This is a genomic window from Microtetraspora malaysiensis, from assembly GCF_001528665.1.
GTDB classification, from domain to species: Bacteria; Actinomycetota; Actinomycetes; order Streptosporangiales; family Streptosporangiaceae; genus Microtetraspora_A; species Microtetraspora_A malaysiensis.
Genome location: NZ_BBYJ01000020.1, coordinates 137,516 through 161,574 on the forward strand (window position 1 = coordinate 137,516; position 24,059 = coordinate 161,574).

Sequence of the window (24,059 nt, forward strand, 5' to 3'; positions counted from 1 at the left end):
GCGCTTCAGGACTGGGAGCGAACCTCTGTCTGATCTTCTTCCCGGCCCTCTCCTGACGCTTCGTCGTCAGCTTCGGCGGCCGCGAGATCACGCGCCTCGCGGCGGATGAGGAGGAACCAGCCGCCGATGGCCACGCCGATGAACAGCCACCACTGCACCGAGTACGCCAGGTTGAGCCCGCCGCCTCCGCCGAGGTCGGGCGCGGGCACCGGCTCGGGCGCGGGGTCGGCGGCGGGCTGCTGACCGGTCAGCTCGACGAACCCCCCGTACAGCCGGTACGGCAGGGCGGCGCCGATGTCGGCCGGGTTGACCAGCAGGACCTGACCCGCGGGCAGACCGGAGGTGCGGTTCCTGATTCCGGTCGTGTCCTCCGTCTCGGCGGGCTTGAGCCGTCCGGTGACGGTCACCTGGCCGGTCGGGGCGGCGGGCACGTCGGGCCGGGACTCCGCCGTCGCGCCCGCGGGCACCCAGCCCCGGTTGACCAGGACCGCGCCCTGGGGGGTGACCAGCGGGGTGATCACGTAGAAGCCGACCCGGCCGTTCTGCGGGCGGCGCCGTACGAGCAGTTCGTGGGACGGGTCGTACGCGCCGGTCACGGTTACCGGGCGGTATTTGAGCGCGTCCGGGACGGTTCCGCCGATGCTGTCCAGCCGGTCGAGGGAAACGGGCGCGCTGCTCAGATTGGCCGTGGTGCGTTCGCTGGCCGCCGACCGCTCCTCGTACCGCCCGAGCTGCCATTTCCCCAGGAAGAAGAACGTGGGGATGAGGATCAGCACCAGCAGGTGGAAGCCAAGCCAGCGGCGGGTCAGCAGGAACCGGTACACGCCCTCCAGCGTAGGCAGGGGAGGGAGTGGTCTCGTTACCGGTCCCGGCCGTCCGGCGAGCTCAGCCGCCCCGAACGGTCGCCGGGGCCGGGGAGCGGGGCGACGGCCCACGGCCCGGGGAGCTCGTGGCCTTCGTCACAGATCAGCCGGAGGGTCACCGGCGCGCCGCAGTCCCGGTGGGTCAGCGCGACCGGAGGGCCTTCGGGGTCGGCGAGGTGGTGGTCGCCCCAGTGCATCAGCGCGACCAGGATCGGGTAGAGATCCATGCCCTTGGACGTCAGGCGGTACTCGTCGCGCTGGCGCTGCCCGGGCTCCTGGTAGGGCGCCTTGCGCAGCATGCCCTCCTCGATGAGGCGGGAGAGCCGGGCGCTGAGCACCTGCCGGGGTGCGCCCGTCGCCGCCTGGAGGTCGCCGAACCGGCGGACTCCGAGGAAGGCTTCGCGGAGCACGATGAAGGTCCATTTCTCGCCGACCACGGCGAGGGTCCGCTCGATGGAGCAGTTGTCCACCCGGGAGGGCCGCATGTCACGCATCGTAGGTCATCCCTCTCGCCCGTCTGCTCAGTCTAAAAGGCGCACCCAGATCGGACGAGATCGGGATTGATCGAGGTAGAAAGACTACGTATTTGCAGAACAAGGTTCTGTTAGGCCACCATTGGGGGGTGAGAACCGGAAAGAACGGGCGTGACGGCAGAAGCCGGATCATCGAAGGCGCCCTACGTCGCTTCAGTCAGGACGGTGTCTCCGCCACGACCCTCGCCAGCCTCCGCGAGGAGAGCGGCGTCAGCGTGGGTAGTTTCTATCACCACTTCGCCAGCAAGGAACACGTTTTCGGCGTTCTGTACGCCGAAACCCTGCAGATGTACCAGGACGCGTTCCTCGCCGAGCTCATGCGCCACGAGGACGCCCGCGACGGCGTCGAGGCCATCGTGGCCCTGCACATGTCGTGGTGCGGAGAGCACCCGGAGCGGGCCCGGCTGCTGATCAGCGAGCGCCCGCCCCGCCGCGAGGAGCCCGGCGGCCCCGAGGTCGCCGACGCCAGGCGCGCGTTCTTCCGGCAGGTCTCCGACTGGTGGAAGCCGCACATGAACGCCCGGCTGCTGCAGCCCGTCCCGCCGACCATGTGCTACGTGCTGTGGCTCGGCCCGGCGCAGGAGATGTGCCGCCTGTGGTTCGCGGGCGCGCACCAGCCGACCGACGAGGAGATCAAGAGCCTGTGCGAGGCCGCCTGGAACAGCCTCAAGCAGGCGTAGCGGTCCGCGCGGGCATGACGCGGGTCGGTACCCGCCACACCCGCGTGTCGATCGAGATGTCCAGCCTGAGGTCGTGTCGTCTGCGGCTCATCCCGGGCACCCGGATCCGGTCCAGCACGTCGTACCGGCCGCGGGAGCGGTAGCCGAAGCCCAGCTCTCCGGGAAGCACCCGGATCTCGTCCCTGTTGCCGCAGCGCGGGCAGGTCCACGCGACCACGTCCCGGCCCCGGTTGTAGTCGTGGCAGGCGCCGAAGTAGTCGTCCGGGACGAACCGCGCCTCGCAGGCCAGGCAGGGAAGCATCATCGTGGGTTCCTCCCGGACACGGCGGATTAGTCAACAGATAGGTCCGGGGCCTTGACGGCGGCTTGCAGTGGACTTACAGGGATAGATTTCCTCTCGTGCACGTGCCTTCCGATCTGGTCCACCGGCTCCGCGACCGGTTCACCGAGTCCGGCTACACCATCGACGGAGTGCGAGAGCGGCTGGGCGGCGTGGCCGCCGCCGCGCTGGCGCGCGAGGAACTCGTTCCCGCGCTCCGGGCGACCCGCGACAACGACCCGCTCGGCACCCTGATCCGCCTGTGGTGGCTCGGCGTCCCGGTGAGCACCGCCGCCGCGGACCTCCCGCTCGCCGACCTGATCGACGCCGGGCTGGCCGTCAGGGTCGGCGACGCCGTACAGGCGACCGTGCACCTCCAGCCGTGGGACGTCGGCGGCGACCGCCTCGCCTGGGTGGTCTCCGACCGGAAGGTACGGCCCGGCGACCCCGCGCTCCGGCGCGACCACGTCGTCGGGGCCGGCGGCGCCTCGGCGAACCTGGCTCAGTTCGCCTGGACGCCGCCCGTGGAGAGCGCGCTCGACCTGGGCACCGGATGCGGCGTGCAGGTCCTCCACCTCGCCGGCCGCGCCCGCCGGATCGTCGCCACCGACGTGAACCCGAGGGCGGTCGAGCTGGCCGAGCTGAGCTGGCGGCTGTCCGGCGTGGAGGGCGTCGAGTCGCGTGCCGGCTCGCTGTTCGAGCCGGTCGAGCACGAGCGGTTCGACCTCGTCGTCTCCAACCCGCCGTTCGTGATCTCACCGGAGGGGCGGTTCACCTACCGCGAGTCCGGCTTCCCGGCGGACGGCTTCTGCCGCGAGATGCTGCGCCGCGTGCCGCGCCACCTCAACCCCGGCGGCCACGGCCGGTTCCTGGCCAACTGGCTGCACCTGAAGGGCGAGGACTGGCAGGACCGGGTGGGCGGATGGCTCACCGGCACCGGCTGCGACGGCTGGATGGTGCAGCGGGACGTGCAGGACCCCGCGGAGTACGTCGAGCTGTGGCTGCGGGACGCGGCCGAGCAGGGGACGACCGCCTACCGGCAGCACTACGACGAGTGGCTGGCGTGGTTCGAGTCGCTCGGGGTCGTCGGCGTCGGGTTCGGCTGGATCTCGCTGCACAACTCGGGCGCGATGGACCCGGTCGTCCGCGTGGAGGAGCTCTCGCAGCGGGTCGAGCTCCCGGTCGGCGCGTACGTGCCGGACGTGCTGGACGGCGTCGCCGTCGCGCACCGGATCGGTGACGACGAGCTGCTGGACGCGCACCTGGCGGTCGCGGAGGGCGTTGTGGAGGAGCGGGTCGGCCCGCCCGGCGCGGAGCATCCGTCCCGGATCGTGCTGCGCCAGACCGGCGGGCTGCACCGCGCGGTGAACGTGGGCACCGTGGAGGCGGCGCTCGCCGGGGCGTGCGACGGCGAGCTGCCGCTGCGTCCCCTGCTCGCCGCCATCGCCGAGCTCATGGGAGACGACGAGCGGGAGCTGTTCGACCGGGCGCCCGCCGCGCTGCGGCCGCTGATCGCCGAGGGGTTCTTCCGCATCGTCGATACGGCTGCAAACACGCGTTGATCCGATGTTGACCCGGGGTCGCCACCCTGGGGGCGTCGACTCGGATCTGGGGGGGGTTCGAGATCCGGGTCGCCACCCGGCCGGCCGTCAATTTGAGGCGGCGAGCCGTCACCTGGCGCTCCGGACAACCGGCCCCTAGGCGCCAGGTGGTGGTCAGACGGCCGGCCGGGTCTTCCGCCCGCCGCGAGGTTCCCCTGATGGAAGTGGTCGAGGGTGATCAATCACGTCCGCATGACGCGCCTGGACGACGATCTGCGGATCGACCTGAACGCCGGTGCGCCCGGCGACGGTGTGCCCGGCGACCTAGGCGTCGACCCGGTCGAGGTCCAGGAGGAGGGCGCGGACGTCGTCGGCCTCGGGGGAGCCGAGCCGGGTGAAGAGCCCGAGAGCCTTCTCTAGCGCCTCCCTGCCCCGCACCTTGTCGCCCACGCCGCACAGCGCCTTGCCGAGCGCGGTCAGCGACTGCGCCTCGCCGTACGGGTGGGTGATCTCGCGGCTGACGGAGAGGGCGCGCTCGGCGTGCCGGGACGCCTCGGCGAAGCGCCCGGCGGCGATGAACGTCGCGGCCAGGCGGTAGCAGACCCGCTGCTCCCACACCCGCTGGTCGCTCGCGCGGAAGAAGTTCAGGCACTCGGCGTGGTGGACGACCGCCTCGTTGAGCCTGCCGACGTAGGACAGGACGATGCCGAGGTGATAGCGGGCCCGTGCCACACCGGCGCCGCTGCCGATCTCGGTGAAGATGGCCAGGCCGCGCTCGGACGCGGCGATGGCCTCCTCGACGTGCCCGAGTCCGAGGTGGTCGCGGGCGGAGTAGCTCAGCACCAGGGCCTCGCCCGCCGGATTGCCGACCTCGCGGTAGACCTCGGTCGCGCGGCCGAACCATTCGAGGGCCTCGGTGTGGCGGCGCAGCCGGCCGGAGACCACCGCGAGCGCGTTGTACGTCTCGCCGAGCACGATGTGGTCGCCGCTCTCCAGGGAAAGCGCGCGCGCCTCCTGGAACTGGCGCTCCGCCTCGTCCAGCCGGTTCATCCCGAACAGGACGCGGCCGAGGACGTAACGGCAGCGGATCTCGCCGTTCCGCTCACCGGCCCGCCGGGCGGCGGCGAGAACGGCCCGGGTCCGCTGCTCGAACTCCCGGCTGCTCGTGCCGGACTCCAGCAGCGGTTCCATCGCGAGCAGCAGGTCGGCGGCGGGCAGCAGCAGGATCTCGGACTCGACGGCCTGGCCGATGGCGGCGAACAGGTCCTCGGCCTCGACCGACAGCCAGGCGACCGATGCGTCGGCGGAGGAGAACGTGTGGCCGGGCACCCCGATGTCGGTGAGGGCGTCGGCGATCGCGCTTCCCTCATAGGCCAGCCGGTGCGCGGACCTGGCCGAGGCGAGGTAGAAGCCGAGCAGGCGGCGCAGCGCGGCCGTCCGCTCGGTGGGCTCCTCGGCGTCCTCGGCCTGCCTGCGGGCGAACAGCTTGAGTAGGTCGTGAAACCGATACCGCCCCGGCGCGGGGGCTTCGAGCAGGCTCGCGTCGACGAGTGACTCCAGCAGGTCCTCGGCCGGTCCCTGCGACATGTCCAGGACGGCTGCGGCCGCGAGGGCGGAGATGTCCGACCCGGTGGGCAGGGAGAGCAGCCGGAAGGCTCGCGCCTGCTGCGGGTCGAGCTGGCCGTACCCGAGGGCGAAGGTGGCGGACACGGCGAGGTTGCCGATCTTGAGCTCGTCGAGGCGGCGGCGCTCGTCGGCGAGCCGGGGGACGAGCGACGCGACCGTCCACGAGGGACGGGCGGCGAGCCTGGCCGCCACGATGCGTACGGCGAGCGGCAGGAAGCCGCAGGCGGCGACCACGTCCATGGCGGCGGCCCGCTCGGCCCGGACCCGGTCGGGGCCGGCGACGGCGGCGAACAGCGACAGCGCCTCGTCGGGTTCCAGCACGTCGAGGTCGACGAGCCGGGCCGAGGGCAGGTCGGCCAGCTTGCCCCTGCTGGTGATGACGGCGGCGCACCCGGCCGACCCGGGCAGGAGGTGCTCGACCTGCTCGGCGTCGCGCGCGTTGTCCAGCAGGACGAGCATGCGACGCTCGGCCAGCAGCGAGCGGAACAGCGCGGACCGCTCGGCCAGGCCGTCCGGGATGACGTCGACCGGGATGCCGAGCGCGCGCAGGAAGGCGACCAGCGCCGTCTCCGGCGGCGTCGGCTCCGTGCCGTAGCCGCGCAGGTCGGCGTAGAGCTGGCCGTCGGGGAACAGGTCCTGGGCGAGGTGGGCGACATGGACGGCGAGCGCGGTCTTGCCCACGCCGCCGATGCCGGACATGGCCGCGACCGGCACGCCCTCGTCCTCGGCGAGCAGCGCGAGCAGCCGGTTGACCAGCGCGGTGCGCCCGGTGAAATCGGTGACGGCGGCCGGCAGCTGAGCTGGCCGCGGCATCTCGACGGCCGTTCCCTGTTCCGCGGCCGGCTTCCGACTCACCGTCTCCGGCGCCGCGTCGGAGATCTCCGCGACGGACGGCGTGACGACGGACAGCGCCGGATCGGCGGCGAGGATGCGCCGGTGCAGGGCGGTCAGGTCGGTGCCGGGCTCGATGCCGAGCTCGTCGATCAGCGCCTGCCGGGTCTCGGTGAACACCGCCAGGGCCTCCGCCTGCCGTCCGCAGCGGTAGTAGGCCAGCATGAGCTGGGCGCGCAGCCGCTCGCGCAGGGGATGGTCGGCGGTGAGCGCGACCAGCTCGGACACGACGTCGGAGTGCCGTCCGAGCTCCAGGTCGAGGTCCATCAGGGTCTCGACGGCGCTCATCCGCCGCTCGGCCAGCCGGTCCCGTTGCCGCTCGGCGTACGGCCCGACCGCGCCGGCCAGCGGCTCTCCGGCCCACAGGCCGAGGGCCGCGCGCAGCGCCTCCGCCGCGTCACGCGTACGTCCGGCCTGCCGGGCGGCGTCGGCGGAGATGGCGCGGCGCTCGAAGTCGGCGAGGTCCAGCCCGCTCGCGCCGAGGACCAGCGCGTAGCCGCGGCCCACAGAGGTGAGTAACTCGGGTCGGGTCCGCGGCGAGCGGTCGGGCTCCAGGACGGTGCGCAGCCGCGACACGTACGTGCGGAGCGCGCCGAGGGCCCGGGGCGGCGCCCCCTCACCCCAGATGCCGTCGATCATCTCGTCCGGCGTGACGGGGTGGCCCTGCCTGAGCAGCAGCATCGCGAGGATGGAACGTTGCAGAGGCGTGCCGAGATCAAGCTCGATCCCGTCGCGCCAGGCGAGGACGGGGCCGAGGAGCGCGAAGCGCAGCCCGTCCCCCGTGGCGCGACCTGCCATGTGCGTCTCCGATACGCATATTCAGTGACTCCTCCGCTCTCTTGAGAGAGCGGCTTCTCGCTTCCCTCGGACGAGGTGGCGACGGCCAAGCCCTGACCGGTTCGAACCAAGGAACCATAACAGGGAGGTGATCTCTCCGCCGAAAAACGCCCGCACTCCTCGCCCGACATGATGGGAAGTTTCCCGATCAAATGATAGTTGCGCGAAGACCCGGCCAATAGGGAGCGTCCGAGTCGTTAATCAAAGCGTTGATTGTCCGTTGATCGGATGATAAGCCCGAACGGCGATGCTGTGGATATCGAGCATGGCCCCTGCGGGGGCGGCCATGCTCTGGCGATATGGCGAGGTCCTCCCCGGGCGTGGGGTGCCCGGCGGGGGACTTCTTCCTTTTCCCGCCGGGGGCGAATGGCGGCCGGAGTGGTGAATGCGCCTGCCGGTACGGCGGCTTATGACAGGGGTGCGCCCGGAAGCGCCGGTGCGGGGATCGTCCGCGAAATACGGAAGAACAGAAATGCGCCGCTTCGCCTGCTCCTTTCCGGCGAAGTGACCGACTCGGCCAAAGCTCGTGGACACCCACTACGCGGCCTCGGGTGGGAAAACGAGCGTGGCCCGTCCTCGTGGAGAGGACGGGCCACGTCGTTCCGTGTGGTGGTCCGTGGATGGAAGGTCAGGCGGCTACGACGAGGCCGAGCCTCGCCTGGAGCCGTTCTCGAACCGCCGGCCATTCAGGGCTGAGGATCGAGTAGTACGCGGTATCTCGGACCGTGTCGTCGGCGCCTCGGCTGTCCGCTCGTCGCACGCCGTCCAGGCGTGCGCCGAGGGCCTCGATGGCGGCCCGGGATCGGGTGTTGCGTACGTCTGCCTTCAGGGTGATCCGGTGAACCTGCCAGGTCTCGAAGGCGTGGGAGAGCATCAGGAACTTGCACTCCCTGTTGACACCGGTGCCCTGGGCTGACGCCGCCAGCCAGGTGTAACCGATGTCCGCCACGGACGGGACCTCACCCACCACGCCTTGGGCGCCCGGCGGCCAGGGCATGGGGCCCTGCCAGTACTCCAGGTGCATCAGACGGGTGGCACCGACCACGCGGTCGGTGTGCAGCCACCGGATGGCGAAGGGCAGCGTACGGCCCTCCGCCTGCTCAGCCAGGGCGGCCCCCACGTAGGAGACCATCTCTTCCCGGCCTGCGGGAACGCGCGTGAAGCCGTAGGTAGAACGGTCCTCACTCGCCGCGGCGACGAGGTCGTCGACGACCGCGAAGCTGAGCGGTTCCAGGCGCACGGAGCGCCCGGACAGGGTGACAAAAGCGGGCATGAGCACATGATGAGGGCTCGAGCACGCTCTCGGTGCCAAATGGGAGGCGACATCTTTCGAAGCCTCCGGTGAAGCACCCAGGCTAGCCGTATAACCGCAGGTCAGAGCGGTGAACGCGGGCATGATCGGCGGCCGCGGAGGGTAAAAATTTGGAAACGATCACCAGGCGGGTGTGGTGGCCCCCACGGTGATGTGTGGTGGGGCTCCAAATGCGGCCTCACCTCCACGAACGCGCCGGGTTTCGGCGAGGGCGGTGAGGGCCCCTTCGAGGTGGTCGAGCGCCTCCGCGATCCATGGCAGCGCGAGCGGATCGTCCGCCCGCAGCGCGGCCAGCCGCCGCTCGGCGGTCTCGCCGTACAGGAGGCTGGTGGCGACCCGGACGCGCGGCGCGGCGGGCAGATCGCCGAAGGCCGTGCCGGGGAGGACGCCGATGCCGTACTCCTCGATCAGGGTCGCGGTCAGCTCCGCTGACGATGCGAAACCCGGAATTTCCGGATAGAGGTAGAAGCCGCCCTGCGGCCGCGCGACCGACGCCCCGGCCTTGACGAACCGGTCGGTGACCGCCTGGGCCACGATCCCGTGCAGCCTCCTGCTCTCCGCCACGCGCCGGACCAGCTCGTCCGGCTCGGTGAAGGCGTACGCCGCGGCGTGCTGGACCGGGGCCGCCGCGCTGGACCAGATCTCGCTGGCCACCGCGAGCAGCCGGTCGCGCAGGTCGTGGTCGACCAGCCGGGCCACGCCGATGCGCCAGCCCCCGAGCGCCAGGCTCTTGCTCAGCCCGCTGGTGATGATCGTGCGCTCGGGCGCGATCTCGGCCGGGCTGGTGTACGCCGCGACCGGGTCGTGGACCAGGTCACGGTAGATCTCGTCCGAGATGATGGTCAGGTCGAGACTTCGGGCCAGCTCGGCGAGACGCCGTACCGTCTCGGGGCGGGCCAGCCGGCCGGTCGGGTTGTCGGGCAACGTGACCAGCATCGCCGTCACCGTACGGCCCTGCGCCCGCGCGTGCAGGACGGCGGAGGCGACCAGATCGGGGTCGGGCACCCCACCCTCGCCGGGGGGCGCCGGGACCATGATCGGGCGGACGCCGATGATCTCGGCCTGGGCGGCGTAGCTGACCCAGCTCGGCATGGGGAGCACGATGTCGCCGCCCAGCGCGAGCATGAGCCCGAAGAGAAGCGCCTTGCTGCCGGGGCCGCAGGCGACGAGGCCGGGGTCGGTCGGCAGGCCGCGGCGCGACCAGTAGCCGGCGACGGCCTCGCGCAGCTCGGGGGATCCGGCCACCTGTCCGTAGCTGTTGCTGCCGCCGGCCTCGGAAAGCCGGCGGCGGAGCTCGGGGTGGACCGGCAGACCGGCTTCGCCGAAGGCGAGGTGGAGCACCCGCTGCCCGGCGCGGCGTCTTCGCTCGATGTCCTCGTTCGCCGCCAGGGTGGCCGACAGGGTCACATTCATTGGGGTTGCCTTTCATGGGATTCCGGCGGCCCTCAACCCGTTTCAGAGAATCGCCGGATACGCCCGGTGTGTTCGGAACGTTCCCAGGGTGGTTGGGTATAGGCATCAGCACAAGCGAGGCTTTTCGGTGCTAGGAGTAAGGAAAACCGATGCTCGATTTACGGCGATTGATCTTGATTTGTGAGTTCGCCAGGAGGGGGAGCATCGCGGCCACCGCGTCGTCCCTGGGCTACAGCGCGTCGGCGGTCTCGCAGCAACTCGCCGCGCTGGAGCGGGAGGCGGGGGCCGTCCTGATCGACCGCACGTCCCGCAGCGCCGAACTCACCGACGCCGGCCGGCGGCTGGTCGCGCACGCCGAGCGCATCCTCGCCATGGTCGAGACGGCGGAGTCCGAGCTGTCCGCGCAGGCGGCCACCCCTTCGGGGAGGGTCGTGGTCACCGCCTTCCCGACCGCCGCGGTGGCCTTCGCGCCCGCGCTCGCCCGCTCGCTGCGGCGGCACCGGAAGCTGGCGCTGCGGCTGCGGCAGAGCCGTTCCGGGCGGGGGCTGCGCGAGGTCGAGTCGGGAGAGGTGGACATCGCCCTGGTGGACGACTGGTGGGGACGCGTGCACGGCCACGCGACGTTGAAGGCGTTCCCCCTGCTCACCGACCCTCTGGTGCTCGTCGTGCCGCGCCGCCACCCGATGGCCGACACCTCGACGCCCGTCGATCTGGCCGCGTTGCGTGCGGAGTCGTGGATGGCCACGCCCGACGGCGAGCCGTCCCGCACCGCCGTCGACCGGCTGCTCGCCGAGGTGGGCGGGCTGCCCCCGATCGCCTGGGAGTTCGAGGGGCTCGGCACGATCCTCAGCCTCGTGGCCAAGGGCATCGGCATCGCCGCCGTACCCGCCCTCGCGCTCGCGGCGGGCGTGCGGGGCGTCGCCGTACGGGAGTTCCCCGGAACGCCGATCGAGCGCCGGCTGTACGCGGTGGCGCGGGAGTCGAGCGTCCAGCGGCCGTCGGTCGCGGCCACCCTGCGCGCCCTCCACGTGGCCGCCCGCTATCTCGCCGCCGATCTCGGCTATCTGAGCGTGTCCCGCGACCGGGACAGTAGTTTGTCGGAGTGAGCCCCACATATGATCTGGAGCGGCTTCTGTGCTCCTCCGGAGCGCGTACGGTCGCCGGCGTCGACGAGGTGGGCCGCGGCTCCTGGGCCGGCCCGGTCGCGGTCTGCGCCGTGGTGACCGACATGTCGCCGGCGCCGGACGGTCTCACCGATTCCAAGCTGCTGGCCCCTGCCCGCCGTACCGCCCTCGCCGCCGAGATCGAGGACTGGGCCGTCGGCATCGGGTACGGCGAGGCGTCGGTCGAGGAGATCGACACACTGGGCATGACCGAGGCGCTGTGCCGTGCCGCGCGCCGGGCGCTCGCGGAACTGCCCGAGCGGCCCGGCGCGGTGATTCTGGACGGCAAGCACGACTACCTCGGCTCGCCCTGGGCGGTGCGGTGCCAGACGAAGGCCGACCTCTCCTGCGTCTCCGTCGCGGCCGCGTCCGTGATCGCCAAGGTTCGGCGGGACGCGTTCATGGCCTCGCTCGGCTACGAGGAGTATGGCTTCGCCGACAACGCCGGGTATCCCTCACCGGCGCACCAGGAGGTGCTGGCGGAGCTTGGGCCCACGCCCCACCACCGCCTGTCGTGGTCGTACATGGACGACCTGCCGAAGTGGCGGCATCTCAAGCGGCACCGCAACGCCCTCGCCGGAGAGGGTCAGCTCTCCCTCTTCGGCTGACCGTCACCCGATCGTCGCCGTCAGCAGTCGACGAGTTCGGGCTTCTGGTTGAGGATCTGCGCCCGGGGCGTCACGAACTCGTCGTACGCCTCGGTGGCCGCGGGGTGGAACACCGCGACGCGGTGGCAGTTCTGGAAGGCGAGTCGTACGCCGAAGTGGCGTTCGAGCGCGCCGCGCATCGCGTCGCTGGCCAGGCAGCGCAGCAACTGGCCGCGGGCGGCCTCGTCCGGCGGGGGCACCTCGTTGCCGGCGAACTCGGCGCCGGAGCGGCCGCGCTGTTCGGCCAGCCCGCTGATGACGGACCAGGCGTACGGCAGCGAGTCGCGCACGCAGGCGATGAACGCCGCGTCGTCGATCTCGCCGGCGCGGGCCCGGTCGAGCAGTTCGGTGGAAACAGTCAATGACATGATTTCTCCCTTCAAAGGGGTGAATGGGATTGGCCGGCCTCGGATGTGATGCCAGGCCGGGCCGGGCGCGCCTCCAGGTGTCGCGGAGGCGACACGTTCTAGGCGGGGTTGGTCGCGGCGGGGCCGTACACGAACTCCGGATCGATCTGGGTGGAGAGGTCCTCGCCGGTGGCGCGGTCGGCCCACGCCCGGGCGTTGCGCAGGTGGAACTCCGCCGCCTGCGCGCCGAACCTCCGCCAGTCCTTGGGCTGCGCGTCGACCCGCTTCAGGAGCATGGCGAGCGCGTCGTGGTCGTCGCCCGACAGGTCGTCGAGCGTGAACGGGCGCCCCTGCTCCAGCGCGCGTACGGCCGGTGAGTGCCCGAACCAGGTGAGCAGGTCGTCTCCCACGTGCTCGCGCAGGAAGTCGATGTCGCGCTGATCCTGGACCTTGTTGCCGACGACGGCGAGGGCGACGCCGAAGTCGGCGGCGTGATCGCGGTACTGCCGGTAGACGCTCACGCCCTGCCTGGTCGGCTCGGCGACCAGGAACGTGACATCGAACCGGGTGAACAGCCCCGAGGCGAAGGAGTCGGCCCCGGCGGTCATGTCGGCGACGACGTACTCACCCTGGTCGTCCACGACGTGGTTGAGGTAGAGCTCGACGGCCCCCACCTTGGAGTGGTAGCAGGCGACGCCGAGGTCCTCCTCCTCGAACGGGCCGGTGACCATCAGCGCGACGCCCTCGACCCGCACCGACGGGAAGAACGGGTCGTCCAGCCGGATCAGCCGGGAGCCCCGGCCGGGCGGGGTGGTCTTCACCATCGAGGCGGCGTCGCGGATCCGGGGGTTGTCGCCCCGGAGGTACTCCTTGATCTCGCCGATCATCCCGCCGAGCGGGCGCGGTGTCGTGGCCGCGCCGAGTACCAGGCCGAGGTGCTGGTTGATGTCGGCGTCGATGGCGACGACTGTGCCGATATGCGCGGCATATCTCGCGAAAAGCGACGACAACGTCGTCTTACCGCTGCCGCCCTTGCCGACGAACGCCACTCGCATACTGTCCTCCTAACGTGATTATGAAAACCGTTTTCGTTGTCGATTGTGATGATGCCACAGGCAAGGGCGTTCGCGAAGAAGAACCGCGCAGGAAAGGCGGTGGAGAGCCGGCGGCAGGCCGTAGGCGGGGCGAAAAGTGTTCAAGGTGGGACGCGGCGCCGGGGCGAGATCGGCCCGCGGCCCGTCGCGAGCACTACAAGGGCGGGAGCGACCCGCTCGCGATGTGCGCCAGGGTGATCTCGGTGAGCGTGGTGTGCTCGTACTCGCGCAGGGCGGTCCAGACGCCCGCGAGCGGCCCGGCGACCCCCGGGAAGCGCTCGCTCTCCTGCGACACGCCCTCGACCACCACGATGATGTCGGCCAGGGAGATCTGGTCGGCGGGCCGGGCCAGCCAGTAGCCGCCGTCCGGGCCGCGCTGGCTCTTGATCAGCCCGGCCCGGCGGAGCTGCAGCAGGATGTTGTCGAGGAACCTGCGGGGGATGTCCTGCGCGGTCGCGATCCGTTCCGCGGGCACGGGACCGGGCGGCGCCGCCGCGAGTTCCACGGCGGCGCGCAGGGCGTACTGGGTACGGGCGGAAAGCCGCATGTGCCGTAGGGGGTCACGCCCCGGTCAGGGTCAGCGACCGCGCGCCCGGGGTGGGCCGTATGTTGACGATGTCGCCCGGGGCCAGCGCGAGCCGTTCGGCGGTGCCGCGGGTCACCTGCGCCCACGCCTCCCGGCCGTCGACCAGGAGCTCCACCCGCACCTCGAAGCCGAGCCGGACCACCCGGGTGACCGTCGCCGCGCCGCTGCCCGGCCGCGCCTCCGCGCTGATCTCGATGTCGTGCGGGCGGACGAGGCTCCCGCCGATCTCGGTGACCGGGCCGAGGAAGCGCATGACGAACGGGTTCGCCGGGTTGTCGTACACGTCCGACGGGCTGCCGACCTGCTCCACCGCGCCGTCGGCGAGCACCACGACGGTGTCGGCGACCTCGATCGCCTCCTCCTGGTCGTGGGTGACGAACACGGTCGTGACGTGAACCTCGTCGTGCAGGCGGCGCAGCCAGGTCCGCAGCTCCTTGCGCACCTGCGCGTCGAGCGCGCCGAACGGCTCGTCGAGGAGCAGCACCTCGGGCTCGACGGCGAGGGCGCGGGCGAGGGCCATCCGCTGCCGCTGGCCGCCGGAGAGCTGGGACGGATAGCGGTCGGCCATCCGCTCCAGGTGGACCAGTTCCAGCAGCTCCATGACCCGCCTGCGGATCTCGTCCTTGGGCCGCTTGCGGATCTCCAGCCCGAAGGCCACGTTGCGGAACACCGTCATGTGCTTGAAGGCGGCGTAGTGCTGGAAGACGAACCCCACGTTGCGCCGCTGCGGCGAGAGCCGCGTCGCGTCCACACCGGAGATCCGTACGGTCCCCGTGTCGGGGTGCTCCAGCCCGGCGATCACGCGCAGCAGCGTCGACTTCCCGCCGCCGCTCGGGCCGAGCAGGGCGGTGAGCGATCCGGAGGCGACGTCCACGGAGACGTCGCGCAGCACGGGAGTGGTCCCGAAGGACTTGTTCACGTCGCGTACTTCGATGGCCATGTCAGTCCTTTGGGCGCAGAAGCCGGGTGAGCAGCAGGGTGACGACGGCGAGCAGCGCGAGCGCCGTGGACGCCGCGAACGCCGCCGGCTGGTCGAAGTTCTGGAAGCGCTCCTCGACGAAGAGGGTGAGGGTCTGGGTCTGGTCGACCAGACGTCCGGAGACGACCGCGACCGCGCCGTACTCGCCGAGGGACCGGGCCAGGCACAGCACCACGCCATACGCCAGGGCCGAGCGGATGCCGGGGAGCGTGATGCGGAGGAACGTCTGGAAGCGGCTCGCCCCGAGCGTGTGCGCGGCCTGCTCCTGCTCGTCGCCGAGTTCCTCCAGAACCGGGACGACGGACCGCACCACGAGCGGCAGCGCCACGAAGACCGTGGCGAGCACCATGCCGGGCGTGGAGAAGATGATCTGCAGGCCCCAGCTCTCCAGCAGCCCGCCCACCGGGGAGAACCGGCCGTACAGCAGGATCAGCGCGAGCCCGACGACGACCGGGGACACCGCCACCGGCAGGTCGATGAACGCGCCGAGGAGACGCTTCCCCGGGAAGTCGTGCCGGACCAGGAGGAGGGCGGCGCCGACACCGAAGACGGTGTTCAGGGCGACCGCCCACAGCGCGACGACGAGGGTGACCTGGAACGCGTGCAACGCCGAGGGCGAGGTCAGCGCCTCGACGAACGGGACCAGGCCGTCGCCGAACGTCCGCCAGACGATCAGTGCGACCGGGAGCACCAGCAGGAAGAAGAGGTAGCCGATGGCGATCACGCGCAGGACGTACCTGGAGACTCCGCGGGGCCCGCCGCCGGGCCGGACGGTGCGGTTCCGGGCGGTGGCGCCGGCGCTTTCGCCGGCAGTGCTTTCGCCGGCCGTGTTCGGGTCGGCCGTGTTCTCGTCGGTCGTGTTCGGGTCGGTCGTGTTTGCGTCGGTCGTGTTTTCGTGGACCGTGCCGGACTCAGCCACGGCGGCTCCCCCATCGCTGCAGGAGGTCGAGTGCCAGCAGGGCGACCAGGGCCACGACCAGCAGGACGGTCGAGATCGCCGCCGCGCCGGTGGTGTTGTCCCCCTCGATCTGGCTGAAGATGTTGACCGCCGCGACCTGGGTCTTGAACGGCAGGTTGCCCGAGATCAGCACGGTCGAGCCGAACTCCGAGATCGCCCGCGTGAACGCCAGCGCGGTGCCGGACAGCATCGCGGGCACCAGGTTCGGCAGGATGATCCGCCGGAAGGTCTGGAACGGGCTCGCCCCGAGTGAGGCCGCGGCCTGCTCCATGTCCTTGTCCAGTTCGATCAGCACCGGCTGCACCGTGCGGACCACGAACGGCAGCGTGACGAAGAGCAGCGCGAGCCCCACGCCGGCCCTGCTGTAGGCGAGGTTCACCCCGAGCGGGCTCTCCGGGCCGTACAGCGCGAGCAGGACCAGGCCGGCGACGATCGTCGGCAGGGCGAAGGGCAGGTCGATCAGCGTGTCCACGATCGCCTTGCCGGGGAAGCGGTCGCGGACCAGCACCCAGGCGATGAGCGTGCCCAGGACGAGGTTGACGAGCGCGACGACCGCCGAGGCGCCGATCGTGAGGGTGAGCGCGGCCCACGCGTCGGGCGTGGTGACCGCCTTCCAGAAGTAGCCGAGCCCCTCGTCGGTGGACCGCACCACCACGAGGGCGAGCGGGATCAGCACGATCAGGCTCAGGTACAGCACGGCGGAGCCGAGGCCGAGTGCGGTGCCCGCGGAGGCGCGCGGGCGGCGCCGCGCCCCCGCGCGCGGCGGGGGAGCGGTGCGGGAGGAGGTGTCCACGGTCATGCCGGTCCCGCCCACCTCAGGTGCGTACGAGTGGGGGACCCCTGACGGGGATCACTGCGGCCGGTCATGGCGGTCACTTCTCGGTCGCGACGCCGAGCTTGCGCTCGATCTCGGCGACCTTGCCGGTCTTCGGGTCGAAGAACTCGCTGGTGATCGTGTCCCAGCCGCCGATGTCCCGGATCGTGAAGAGCTGCGGCGGGTTGGGCCAGGTGAAGCCGTTCACGCCGTCGACCACCGGACGGTAGCCGTTCTCGGCGAAGATCGTCTGGGCCTCGGCCGAGTAGAGGTACTTGAGGAAGGCCGCGGCCTCCTTGGGGTGGGCCGAGTCCTTGGTGATCGCGACCGGGTTCTCGATCAGGAGCGTGGCGTCGGGGACGACGTACTCCAGCTCCTGCTTGTTCTGCTGGGCGAAGATCGCCTCGTTCTCGTAGGTCAGCAGCGCGTCGCCCTTGCCGCCGGTGAAGGTCTGCAGCGCCTTGCGTCCGCTGTCGTCCTGGACCGGAACGTTGTGCAGCAGCTGGTCCAGGTAGGCGAGCCCGGCCTCCTGGTTCGCGCCCTTGCCGGACTTCGCGCCGTACCCGGCGAGCAGGTTCCACCGGGCGGCGCCGGAGGTGAAGGGGTTCGGGGTGATGACCTCGACGCCGGGCTTGACCAGGTCGTCCCAGGTCTTGAGGTTCTTCGGGTTGCCCTTGCGGGTGCCGATCACCACGATCGACTTGGTCAGGATGCCCTTGGTGGGGCCGCTGTTCCAATCCTCGGCCACGAGTCCGGCCTTGACCAGGCGGGTGATGTCGGTCTCCAGGGAGAACTCGACGATGTCCGCCTTGAGCCCGGACGCCACGGCGCGGCTCTGGTCGCCGGAGGCGCCGTACGACTGGGTGAAGGTGATGTTCTTCCCTTCGGGAGTCTTCTGGAAGGCGGCGATGATCTCCGTGAAAGCCGCCTGCGGGGTGGAGTAGGCGACGAGCGCCAGCTTGACCTTTCCGTCTCCCCCCGAACCGCTGCCTCCCCCGCAGGCCGTGATCAGGGCGGTGGTCGCGATGGCGGCGGCCGTGATCCCCCGTAGCCTGCGAACGCTCATGGGCTTCTCCCTGCTTTTCCTACTAAATAAGTCGGCTTAGCAGATATTGAAACCCAGGGCGATATTCCCGTCAAGTCCGGTAGGTTTTCCGGAAAGGGTCAGCAGATGCGGTCGAGTGACTGCGCGGCGCCCGGCGACGCCGACGGGCGCGGCGACGGCTGGGGGGAACGCGCCGGGTGCCGTGAGTGTCCCGGACGCTGGGGGCGCAGGGCCGTGGCCACCTCGCGCCGGATGCGGTCCCAGTCCGGGTGGGCCGTGTTCACCAGCGGCGGCACGAACTGCAGGCTCCGGATGTGCGCGGTCTTGATCTTCTCCGAGAGTGCGAGTACCGCGGGCAGCATGTCCTGCGGCACGTCCGTCGTGACGTAGCGCTTGGTCGCGTCCGCGATCTGCTCGAAGCCGCGCAGCACCGCCACCGGGTCGGCCTGCTTGGCGACCGCGTTGAGCAGGCACTTCTGCCGGCCCATCCGCACGTAGTCGTCGCTGTCCGTACGCGAGCGGCCGTACCAGAGGGCCTGCCGGCCGTCCAGGCGCCGCCGGCCCGCCTGCAGGACGCCGCCCTCCAGCCCGTACGGGATGTCCTGCCTGATGGTGACCGTGACCCCGCCGATGGCGTTGATGATCTGGGCGAAGCCCTTCATGTCCAGCATGGCGTAGTAGTCGATGCGCAGCCCGAGGATGCCGGAGACCGTGTCCCTGAGCAGCCGCATCCCGCGATCCTTGGGCGGGCCGGGGGCGATCCGCGGGTGGTCCTCGGCCCACTGGTACACCTCGTTCAGCAGGCCGGGCGTGGCCTCGTCGCCGTCGCCGGTGAACCCTTCGGGAAAGGCGTCCCGCGCCGGGCCGGGCGGCATCGGCACATGCTCCAGGTTGCGCGGCAGCCCGAAGAGCACCGTGTCACCGGTACGGGTGTCCACGCTCGCGACGGTCACGCTGTCGGTCCGCGCGCCCGGCCGGCCGCCGGCCGCGTCCGCGCCGGCGAGGAGGATGTTCACCCGCCGCTTCCCGCCCCAGGGGTCCGGCCGATGCGTCCCTCCGTCGAAGACCGTGAGCAGCACGTCCCGCGACACGTAGGCCAGCCGCCCCGCGAAGGCCATCGGCACGGCGACCAGTAGGCACAGCAGCGCGACCGCCCCGGTCCCGATGCCGCGCTCCACCCTGCCGAGGCCCGCCGGCCGCACCACCCGGTACGACGAGATGATGACAGCCGACCAGCAGAACCCGATCGCCAGCGCCGTCGCGATCAGGCCGGTCAGCCAGTTCGGCCGTACGACAAGATCCAGCAACGCGAGGCGGAACGCCGCGACGGCGGTGAACACGACCCCGAGGAGCAGCGTGTACGCGCCCGCGAGCAGGAGGCCGGTCCGGGTGCGGCCCGCCACCAGGTGGGCGATCCCCCACACCATGGCCGACGCGAGGGTCAGCCCCAGTGCCAGTCCGAGGTTCCGCCAGTCGATCCGCATCCGCAGCACTCCACGTCCGGGTATCCGTCGCTACTGCCCGCCGAGCGAACGACATAACAGGCTAGTAACGGACCCGGTGGAATCCCGGTCAGCTCGCGGTGCAACTGTCCTGGGTGGCGTCGAAGCCTTCGACGTCGTCCAGGGTCTTGGGCGGCTTCAGGCCCTGCCAGTCCGCGCCGAGGACGAGCACCAGCGTCTGCGTCTGCGCGTTCTGCGCGCGGTGGGTCCGCGCGGTGAGCAGCTCGCGGTAGAGCCGGGGCGCCCGGCTCTCGCCGTTCGGGGAGTACATGAGGACGGTCTTGGCGTACGGCTTGGCCGTGGATGTGACCTTTCTGATGTGGTAGCCGCGCTGCTCCAGCTCGGCGGCGACCGTCCCGCCGAGTCCCTGCCGGCCGCTGCCGTTCTCCACGATGATGTGGATCTGCGACTTGGGGATCTTCTGCTCGCCGCTCTTGACGCCCTTGCTGATCTGGTCGGCGGCGACCATCTTGAACAGGCGGTTCGCCTGCGGCTGGACCCACTCGACCCGGCCCGGATTCGACACGGAGTAGCGCCACGGCGTGGTCACGAACCGGATCTGTCCGGCGGTCAGGCCCTCCGCGCTCACCGCCAGGTCCTTCATCACGCCCACCGTCAGGTCGGGGTCGGTGGTGATCGACTTGGTGACCGCGTCGAGGAATCCGAAGAGCATCTTCGGGTCGGTCAGCGTGTCGCCGCTCATCGCCTTCTTGGCCATCGAGGCGAGGAACATCTGCTGCCGCTGGATTCGGCCGATGTCGGAGCCGTCGCCGAGGCTGTAGCGGGCCCGCACGTAGCCGAGCGCCTGCTCGCCCTTGAGCACCTGGTGGCCGGCGGGCAGGGTCAGCCGGGCCTTCTTGTCGTTGATCGGCTCGGGGACGCAGACCGGCACGCCGCCCAGCGCGTTGACCATCCCCTTGAAGCCGGTGAAGTCCACCTTGACGAAGTGGTCGATCCGGATGTCGGTCAGCGCCTCGATGGTGCGCCAGGTGCACGCGATGCCGCCGGAGTTGAACGACTCGTTGATCATGCCGACATGCGCCCGCTGGCCGGGAAGGCCGTTCTTCGCCGGGCAGGCGGGGAGCTGGACGAGGGAGTCCCGGGGAAAGCTGATCAGCATCGCGCCGTCCCGCTTCGGCGAGATGTGGGCGAGGATGATCGTGTCGGTCCGCTCGCCCTCGAACTTGCCGTACTTGCCGTTCGCGCCGTCTCGCTGGTCCGACCCGACCATCAGCACGTTCATCGCCTTGCCGATCTTCACCGGGCGCTTGCCGAGGTCCTGCTTGGCCACGACCTCGTGCTTGACGTTCCCGGTGAGCTTGACGTACGCCCCGCCGAGGACGGTCGCCCCACCGGTCACCGCGCCGAGGACGCCCGCGAGCAGCACCCAGAGCCAGGCCCGCCACTTGGGCGGGGCCGGCGGAGTGGGCGGCTCCTCCACGGGAAGCGCAGGACGCACGTCGACAAGACCCACGTTCTTAACTCCTGAGATTCGGACGGGGGCCGTCGCCCGCGTCGGAGAGCCCGAATGCGGCAAATCGCGGCAAGTGTAGCGACGCACCCTGAACATCGCGTATCGCCATGGGGGCAACCAGGCTGCAAGCGATGGTCAAGAGAGCGTGCCTATCTCTATGACGTACGAAACAGGCGAAAGGTTGTGCGATATGGCGCGAAATGTGCCTCTAGCCGGCGCTGCCGTCGGTCTCGTCCTCCTCATCGGTGGCGTGTACGGCATGAGCTCCCTGTCCACCATGTCCTGGGGCGTGCCGGTCTTCATCATCGGGCTGTTCCTGCTGATCATCGGGGTGATCGTGTTCACCACCGGGCTGGCCGGAGGGCAGGGGGCCTCCACCGGCGTGCTGGGGCGGATGAAGGACTTCATGGGGACGGGCAACCAGGAGCTGATCGGCTCCGGCGTCCCCTCCCGCGCCCTGATCACCGCGATGCGGGACACCGGGACGACGGTGAACGACCAGGTGGTCGTCGCCTTCGATCTCCAGGTCCAGCCCGCGGGCGCGGCGCCGTATCCGGTGAGCCACCGCCAGATCCTGCCGCGCCTCCTGATGGGTGCCGTCCTTCCTGGCCGGGTCGTCCAGATCTGGACCGATCCCGCGAACCCGCAGCGCCTGGCCATCGACTGGTCGGCCCTCCCGGCCCAGAACACCTGAGATCCGGTACGGCGGCCCCGTGCCGGACCCTCATTGTGCAACCGGCATGGTGTTCCCGCTGCGAAAGCGAAAGTATGCTTCTTCCATGCATCGTTCGTCGTGCCTGAGCTGGTGGCGCTCCTCGTAGGAGCGGCCACACACTCACGCGCGACCCGGGGCCGTTCGGATGGACGGCCCTTTTGCTGCTCTCCCTTGAGACGGGGCCTCCTCCGGATGGCGTACCAGCCACCGACCAGGAGGAAGCTCATGACCACCGCCTTCACCCCCCTGTCCACAGACGACGAGGGGATATCCACAGGCGATCCACGTACGTCCGTGATGACCGCCGCGACGACTGGCGGGACGACCGCCGGGGTGGTCGCCGCCCGGCAGCGCAGCGCCGAGCTGGAGGAACTCATCCGGCAGAACCCCGGACGGTTCCGGGTCCTCACCGGGGACCGGCCCACCGGACGGCTGCACCTGGGCCACTACTTCGGCACTCTCCACAACCGCGTCCGGCTCCAGCGGCTGGGGGTGGAGACCTTCCTGATCATCGCCGACTACCAGGTCCTGACCGACCGGGACATCGCCGACCGACTGGACGAGCATGTCGAGGACCTGCTCCTGGACTACCTCGCGGCGGGCATCGATCCCGAGCGGACCACGATCTTCGCGCACAGCGCCATCCCCGCGCTCAACCAGTTACTGCTGCCGTTCCTCAGCCTGGTCTCGGTCGCCGAGCTGGGCCGCAACCCCACCGTCAAGGACGAGATCGCCCACTCCCGCCAGTCCGCGGTCAGCGGCCTGATGTTCACCTACCCCGCCCACCAGGCCGCGGACATCCTGTTCTGCAAGGCCAACCTGGTCCCGGTCGGCCAGGACCAGCTTCCCCACCTGGAGCTCACCCGCACCATCGCCCGCCGGTTCAACGACCGGTACGGCAGCGGCGCGGCCCCGGTCTTCCCGGAACCCGACGCCCTGCTGTCGGCCGCGCCGCTGCTGCTGGGCACCGACGGCGCCAAGATGAGCAAGAGCCGGGGCAACGCCGTCAGTCTTGCCGCCACCGCCGACGAGACCGCCCGGCTCATCCGCGGCGCGAAGACCGACCCGGACCGGCACATCACGTACGACCCGGCCGCCCGGCCCGAGGTGTCCAGCCTCGTCCTGCTGGCGGCGCTGTGTCTCGGCCGCGATCCGCACGACGTGGCGGCGGACATCGGCGACAAGGGCGCCGCCGCGCTGAAGGCGACCGTGACCGAGGCCGTCAACGAGCACCTCGCCCCGATCCGCGACCGCCGCGCCCGCTACGCCCAGGACCTCGGCTACGTACGCCGCATCCTCCGCGACGGCAACGAGATCGCCAACGAGGTCGCGCAGACCACCCTCGACGAGGTGCGGGCCGCGATGAAGACCCTCTATTGAAGGGCGGCCTTCCCCGGCGATGGAAAGCCCTCGCGCGACGGTGAGACCCGGCGAGGACCGAAGCCCCGGAAGGTGATCCGAGCGACGGGCCCTGGGCATTCGCCCAGGGCCTTTGCGCTGCCTGGAGGCCCTTCGGTCGCCGCCCCGCCGCCCCGCCGCCCCGCCGGTCCGCCCGCTCGCCTGTGCGGCCGCACACGCCCCCGCGCCGTCCCCCGTGCGGCCGTCGCCGTCGCTGACACTCCGGTTGCCGCGGCAACCCTGTATCCCCCGTATATGGAGCCCCGACGCGGGAAGTCGATCACTGCCTGTCCGCCCACGGTCTCGGGCGGGACTTCAGCACGGGGAACTCTGAAGCGCGGAGTTCGGGCATGTAGAAGTTCCGCATGGGCGCCCCGCGCGTGGAGTTCGGTCATGCGCGAGTTCTGGCACACAGATGCCCGGCAAGCTGACTTCCGACGCGTGCAGCCTGGCGCGTGGAGCCCCGGTAGATGGGAATTCCGGAACGCGGGTCCCGCACAGTTCGGCATGCTGCCGCGCCGGTCGGTGGGCGGGCTCGGCCCGCCACCGGTGATCGATCGCCGCGATCAACCTCGCCGATCACGGCTGGCGGGTCGTGGCTCGCGGGTCGCGGATCACTGACCGCGGATCACTGACCGCGGATCGCGGATGGCTGTTCGCGGGATTGTTGGTCACTGTCTGTCGGTCCAGCGTCGGGGGCGGAGCTTGGAATACCGGTGGAACCGCATCGACACGGTCCCATCCCCTTCATCGATCACCTCTACCCGATCGGGGTGACGGGACTTCCACTTGTTGTCCGCGGCGCACAACGGCGCGAGGTTGTTCAGGTCGGTGCGGCCGGTCGGGTACCAGGGTTCGATGTGGTCGATCTCGGCCAGGTAGGCGGGGACGTCGCAGCCTTCGCGGCAGCAGGTCCGGTACGTGGCCAGGATTGCTTCCCGCTGGTCGGCTGAGGCCAGCCGGCGTGCCCGCCCGAAGTCCTTCATGATGCCGTCCGCGTCGCGGAGCACCCGCCTCAGTTCGGCGGTGTAGGCCATCCGGCGCGCATCGGCGGCGGGGATCGGGGTGCCGTCCTCCAGAAAGGCTGGTTCTTCTGATTGGCCGGTCAGGGTCTGCTCGGTGACCGATACGTGCATCACGGTGCGCCTGCCGCCCTGCGACAGGCGGATGGCGAGGGCGTCGGCCATACGGCGGGGGCGGCTACGCAGGTCGGTGCTGTCGGTCTTGGCCGCCAGCGGTTCCAGCCAGGTCTTCAGCTGCATCTTCAACTCGGGGTCGAGCAGCCCGCTGACGCGGCCCATCCCATCGGCGGTGTCGGAGAT

Annotated in this window: 22 protein-coding genes; 6 read left to right on the top strand and 16 right to left on the bottom strand. The window is 70.8% G+C overall.

From position 1 onward, the window contains the following. Nucleotides 1-5: 5 nt before the first annotated feature. The gene (locus AWQ71_RS26140) at nt 6-824 is read right to left on the bottom strand and encodes an SURF1 family cytochrome oxidase biogenesis protein (protein WP_084259305.1); all 819 of its coding nucleotides are present in this window, start codon (nt 822-824) and stop codon (nt 6-8) included. 35 nt (nt 825-859) lie between these two features. Continuing rightward, the gene (locus AWQ71_RS26145) at nt 860-1,357 is read right to left on the bottom strand and encodes a winged helix-turn-helix transcriptional regulator (RefSeq protein ID WP_245658462.1); all 498 of its coding nucleotides are present in this window, start codon (nt 1,355-1,357) and stop codon (nt 860-862) included. A gap of 128 nt (nt 1,358-1,485) precedes the next feature. Here AWQ71_RS26145 and AWQ71_RS26150 point away from each other — a divergent pair, with 128 nt between their 5' ends. After that, nucleotides 1,486-2,076, top strand: coding sequence for a TetR/AcrR family transcriptional regulator (locus tag AWQ71_RS26150; RefSeq protein WP_067137676.1), 591 nt, complete (start codon nt 1,486-1,488; stop codon nt 2,074-2,076). Here the strand turns inward: AWQ71_RS26150 and AWQ71_RS26155 are convergent. Next, on the bottom strand, nt 2,063-2,380 hold the full coding sequence (locus AWQ71_RS26155) for a hypothetical protein (RefSeq protein ID WP_067137678.1): 318 nt from the start codon (nt 2,378-2,380) through the stop codon (nt 2,063-2,065). The two genes, AWQ71_RS26150 and AWQ71_RS26155, sit on opposite strands and share 14 nt — an antisense overlap. 95 nt (nt 2,381-2,475) lie before the next feature. On the opposite strand from AWQ71_RS26155, the gene AWQ71_RS26160 reads away from it, so the two are divergent. Continuing rightward, nucleotides 2,476-3,957 carry a DUF7059 domain-containing protein gene (locus tag AWQ71_RS26160; RefSeq protein WP_067137679.1) on the top strand — a complete coding sequence of 494 codons (1,482 nt, stop codon included), beginning with the start codon at nt 2,476-2,478 and terminating at the stop codon, nt 3,955-3,957. A 303-nt stretch (nt 3,958-4,260) separates the two neighbouring features. Here AWQ71_RS26160 and AWQ71_RS26165 read toward each other — a convergent pair whose 3' ends face one another. The 3 genes from AWQ71_RS26165 to AWQ71_RS26175 form a co-directional block, all read right to left on the bottom strand. Then, nucleotides 4,261-7,251 (bottom strand): AfsR/SARP family transcriptional regulator, encoded by a 2,991-nt coding sequence (locus tag AWQ71_RS26165; protein WP_067137680.1) that lies wholly within the window; start codon nt 7,249-7,251, stop codon nt 4,261-4,263. Nucleotides 7,252-7,918: 667 nt separating this feature from the next. Beyond that, nucleotides 7,919-8,563 carry a GNAT family N-acetyltransferase gene (locus AWQ71_RS26170; protein ID WP_067137729.1) on the bottom strand — a complete coding sequence of 215 codons (645 nt, stop codon included), beginning with the start codon at nt 8,561-8,563 and terminating at the stop codon, nt 7,919-7,921. Nucleotides 8,564-8,722: 159 nt separating this feature from the next. Continuing rightward, nucleotides 8,723-10,015: a pyridoxal phosphate-dependent aminotransferase gene (locus tag AWQ71_RS26175; RefSeq protein ID WP_084259306.1), complete on the bottom strand. Its 1,293-nt coding sequence runs from the start codon at nt 10,013-10,015 to the stop codon at nt 8,723-8,725. A 149-nt stretch (nt 10,016-10,164) separates the two neighbouring features. Here AWQ71_RS26175 and AWQ71_RS26180 point away from each other — a divergent pair, with 149 nt between their 5' ends. After that, the gene (locus AWQ71_RS26180) at nt 10,165-11,121 is read left to right on the top strand and encodes a LysR family transcriptional regulator (protein ID WP_067137681.1); all 957 of its coding nucleotides are present in this window, start codon (nt 10,165-10,167) and stop codon (nt 11,119-11,121) included. Continuing rightward, nucleotides 11,118-11,786 carry a ribonuclease HII gene (rnhB, locus tag AWQ71_RS26185; protein WP_067137683.1) on the top strand — a complete coding sequence of 223 codons (669 nt, stop codon included), beginning with the start codon at nt 11,118-11,120 and terminating at the stop codon, nt 11,784-11,786. Before AWQ71_RS26180 ends, rnhB begins: the two co-directional genes overlap by 4 nt. A 20-nt stretch (nt 11,787-11,806) precedes the next feature. On the opposite strand, the gene AWQ71_RS26190 is transcribed toward rnhB, so the two are convergent. The 9 genes from AWQ71_RS26190 to AWQ71_RS26230 form a co-directional block, all read right to left on the bottom strand. After that, a complete protein-coding gene (locus AWQ71_RS26190; RefSeq protein WP_067137686.1) occupies nt 11,807-12,193 on the bottom strand; it encodes an SCO5389 family protein in 387 nt (128 codons plus the stop codon). A gap of 98 nt (nt 12,194-12,291) precedes the next feature. Then, nucleotides 12,292-13,227, bottom strand: a complete 936-nt coding sequence (locus tag AWQ71_RS26195; RefSeq protein WP_067137688.1) for an ATP-binding protein — start codon at nt 13,225-13,227, stop codon at nt 12,292-12,294. A gap of 193 nt (nt 13,228-13,420) precedes the next feature. Then, entirely contained in the window at nt 13,421-13,813 is a 393-nt protein-coding gene (locus tag AWQ71_RS26200; protein ID WP_067137689.1) for an RrF2 family transcriptional regulator, read from the bottom strand. 13 nt (nt 13,814-13,826) lie between these two features. Further along, a complete protein-coding gene (locus AWQ71_RS26205; RefSeq protein WP_067137691.1) occupies nt 13,827-14,792 on the bottom strand; it encodes a sulfate/molybdate ABC transporter ATP-binding protein in 966 nt (321 codons plus the stop codon). A gap of 1 nt (nt 14,793) precedes the next feature. Continuing rightward, nucleotides 14,794-15,750 (bottom strand): sulfate ABC transporter permease subunit, encoded by a 957-nt coding sequence (locus AWQ71_RS26210; protein ID WP_084259307.1) that lies wholly within the window; start codon nt 15,748-15,750, stop codon nt 14,794-14,796. Then, on the bottom strand, nt 15,743-16,588 hold the full coding sequence (gene cysT, locus AWQ71_RS26215; protein ID WP_067137693.1) for a sulfate ABC transporter permease subunit CysT: 846 nt from the start codon (nt 16,586-16,588) through the stop codon (nt 15,743-15,745). Before cysT ends, AWQ71_RS26210 begins: the two co-directional genes overlap by 8 nt. 73 nt (nt 16,589-16,661) lie before the next feature. Further along, the gene (locus tag AWQ71_RS26220; RefSeq protein WP_067137695.1) at nt 16,662-17,669 is read right to left on the bottom strand and encodes a sulfate ABC transporter substrate-binding protein; all 1,008 of its coding nucleotides are present in this window, start codon (nt 17,667-17,669) and stop codon (nt 16,662-16,664) included. 98 nt (nt 17,670-17,767) lie between these two features. Beyond that, nucleotides 17,768-19,132 carry an LCP family protein gene (locus tag AWQ71_RS26225; RefSeq protein WP_157570576.1) on the bottom strand — a complete coding sequence of 455 codons (1,365 nt, stop codon included), beginning with the start codon at nt 19,130-19,132 and terminating at the stop codon, nt 17,768-17,770. An 88-nt stretch (nt 19,133-19,220) separates the two neighbouring features. Further along, entirely contained in the window at nt 19,221-20,624 is a 1,404-nt protein-coding gene (locus AWQ71_RS26230) for an LCP family protein (protein WP_067137699.1), read from the bottom strand. Between the two features lie 259 nt (nt 20,625-20,883). On the opposite strand from AWQ71_RS26230, the gene AWQ71_RS26235 reads away from it, so the two are divergent. Both AWQ71_RS26235 and trpS read left to right on the top strand, forming a co-directional pair. After that, complete coding sequence (locus AWQ71_RS26235; RefSeq protein ID WP_157570577.1) at nt 20,884-21,318, top strand: hypothetical protein; 435 nt, start codon at nt 20,884-20,886, stop codon at nt 21,316-21,318. Between the two features lie 246 nt (nt 21,319-21,564). Beyond that, a complete protein-coding gene (gene trpS, locus AWQ71_RS26240; RefSeq protein ID WP_245658463.1) occupies nt 21,565-22,719 on the top strand; it encodes a tryptophan--tRNA ligase in 1,155 nt (384 codons plus the stop codon). Between the two features lie 689 nt (nt 22,720-23,408). Here trpS and AWQ71_RS26245 read toward each other — a convergent pair. Beyond that, a partial coding sequence (locus AWQ71_RS26245) for an HNH endonuclease signature motif containing protein (protein ID WP_157570578.1) occupies nt 23,409-24,059 on the bottom strand: 651 nt, incomplete at its 5' end.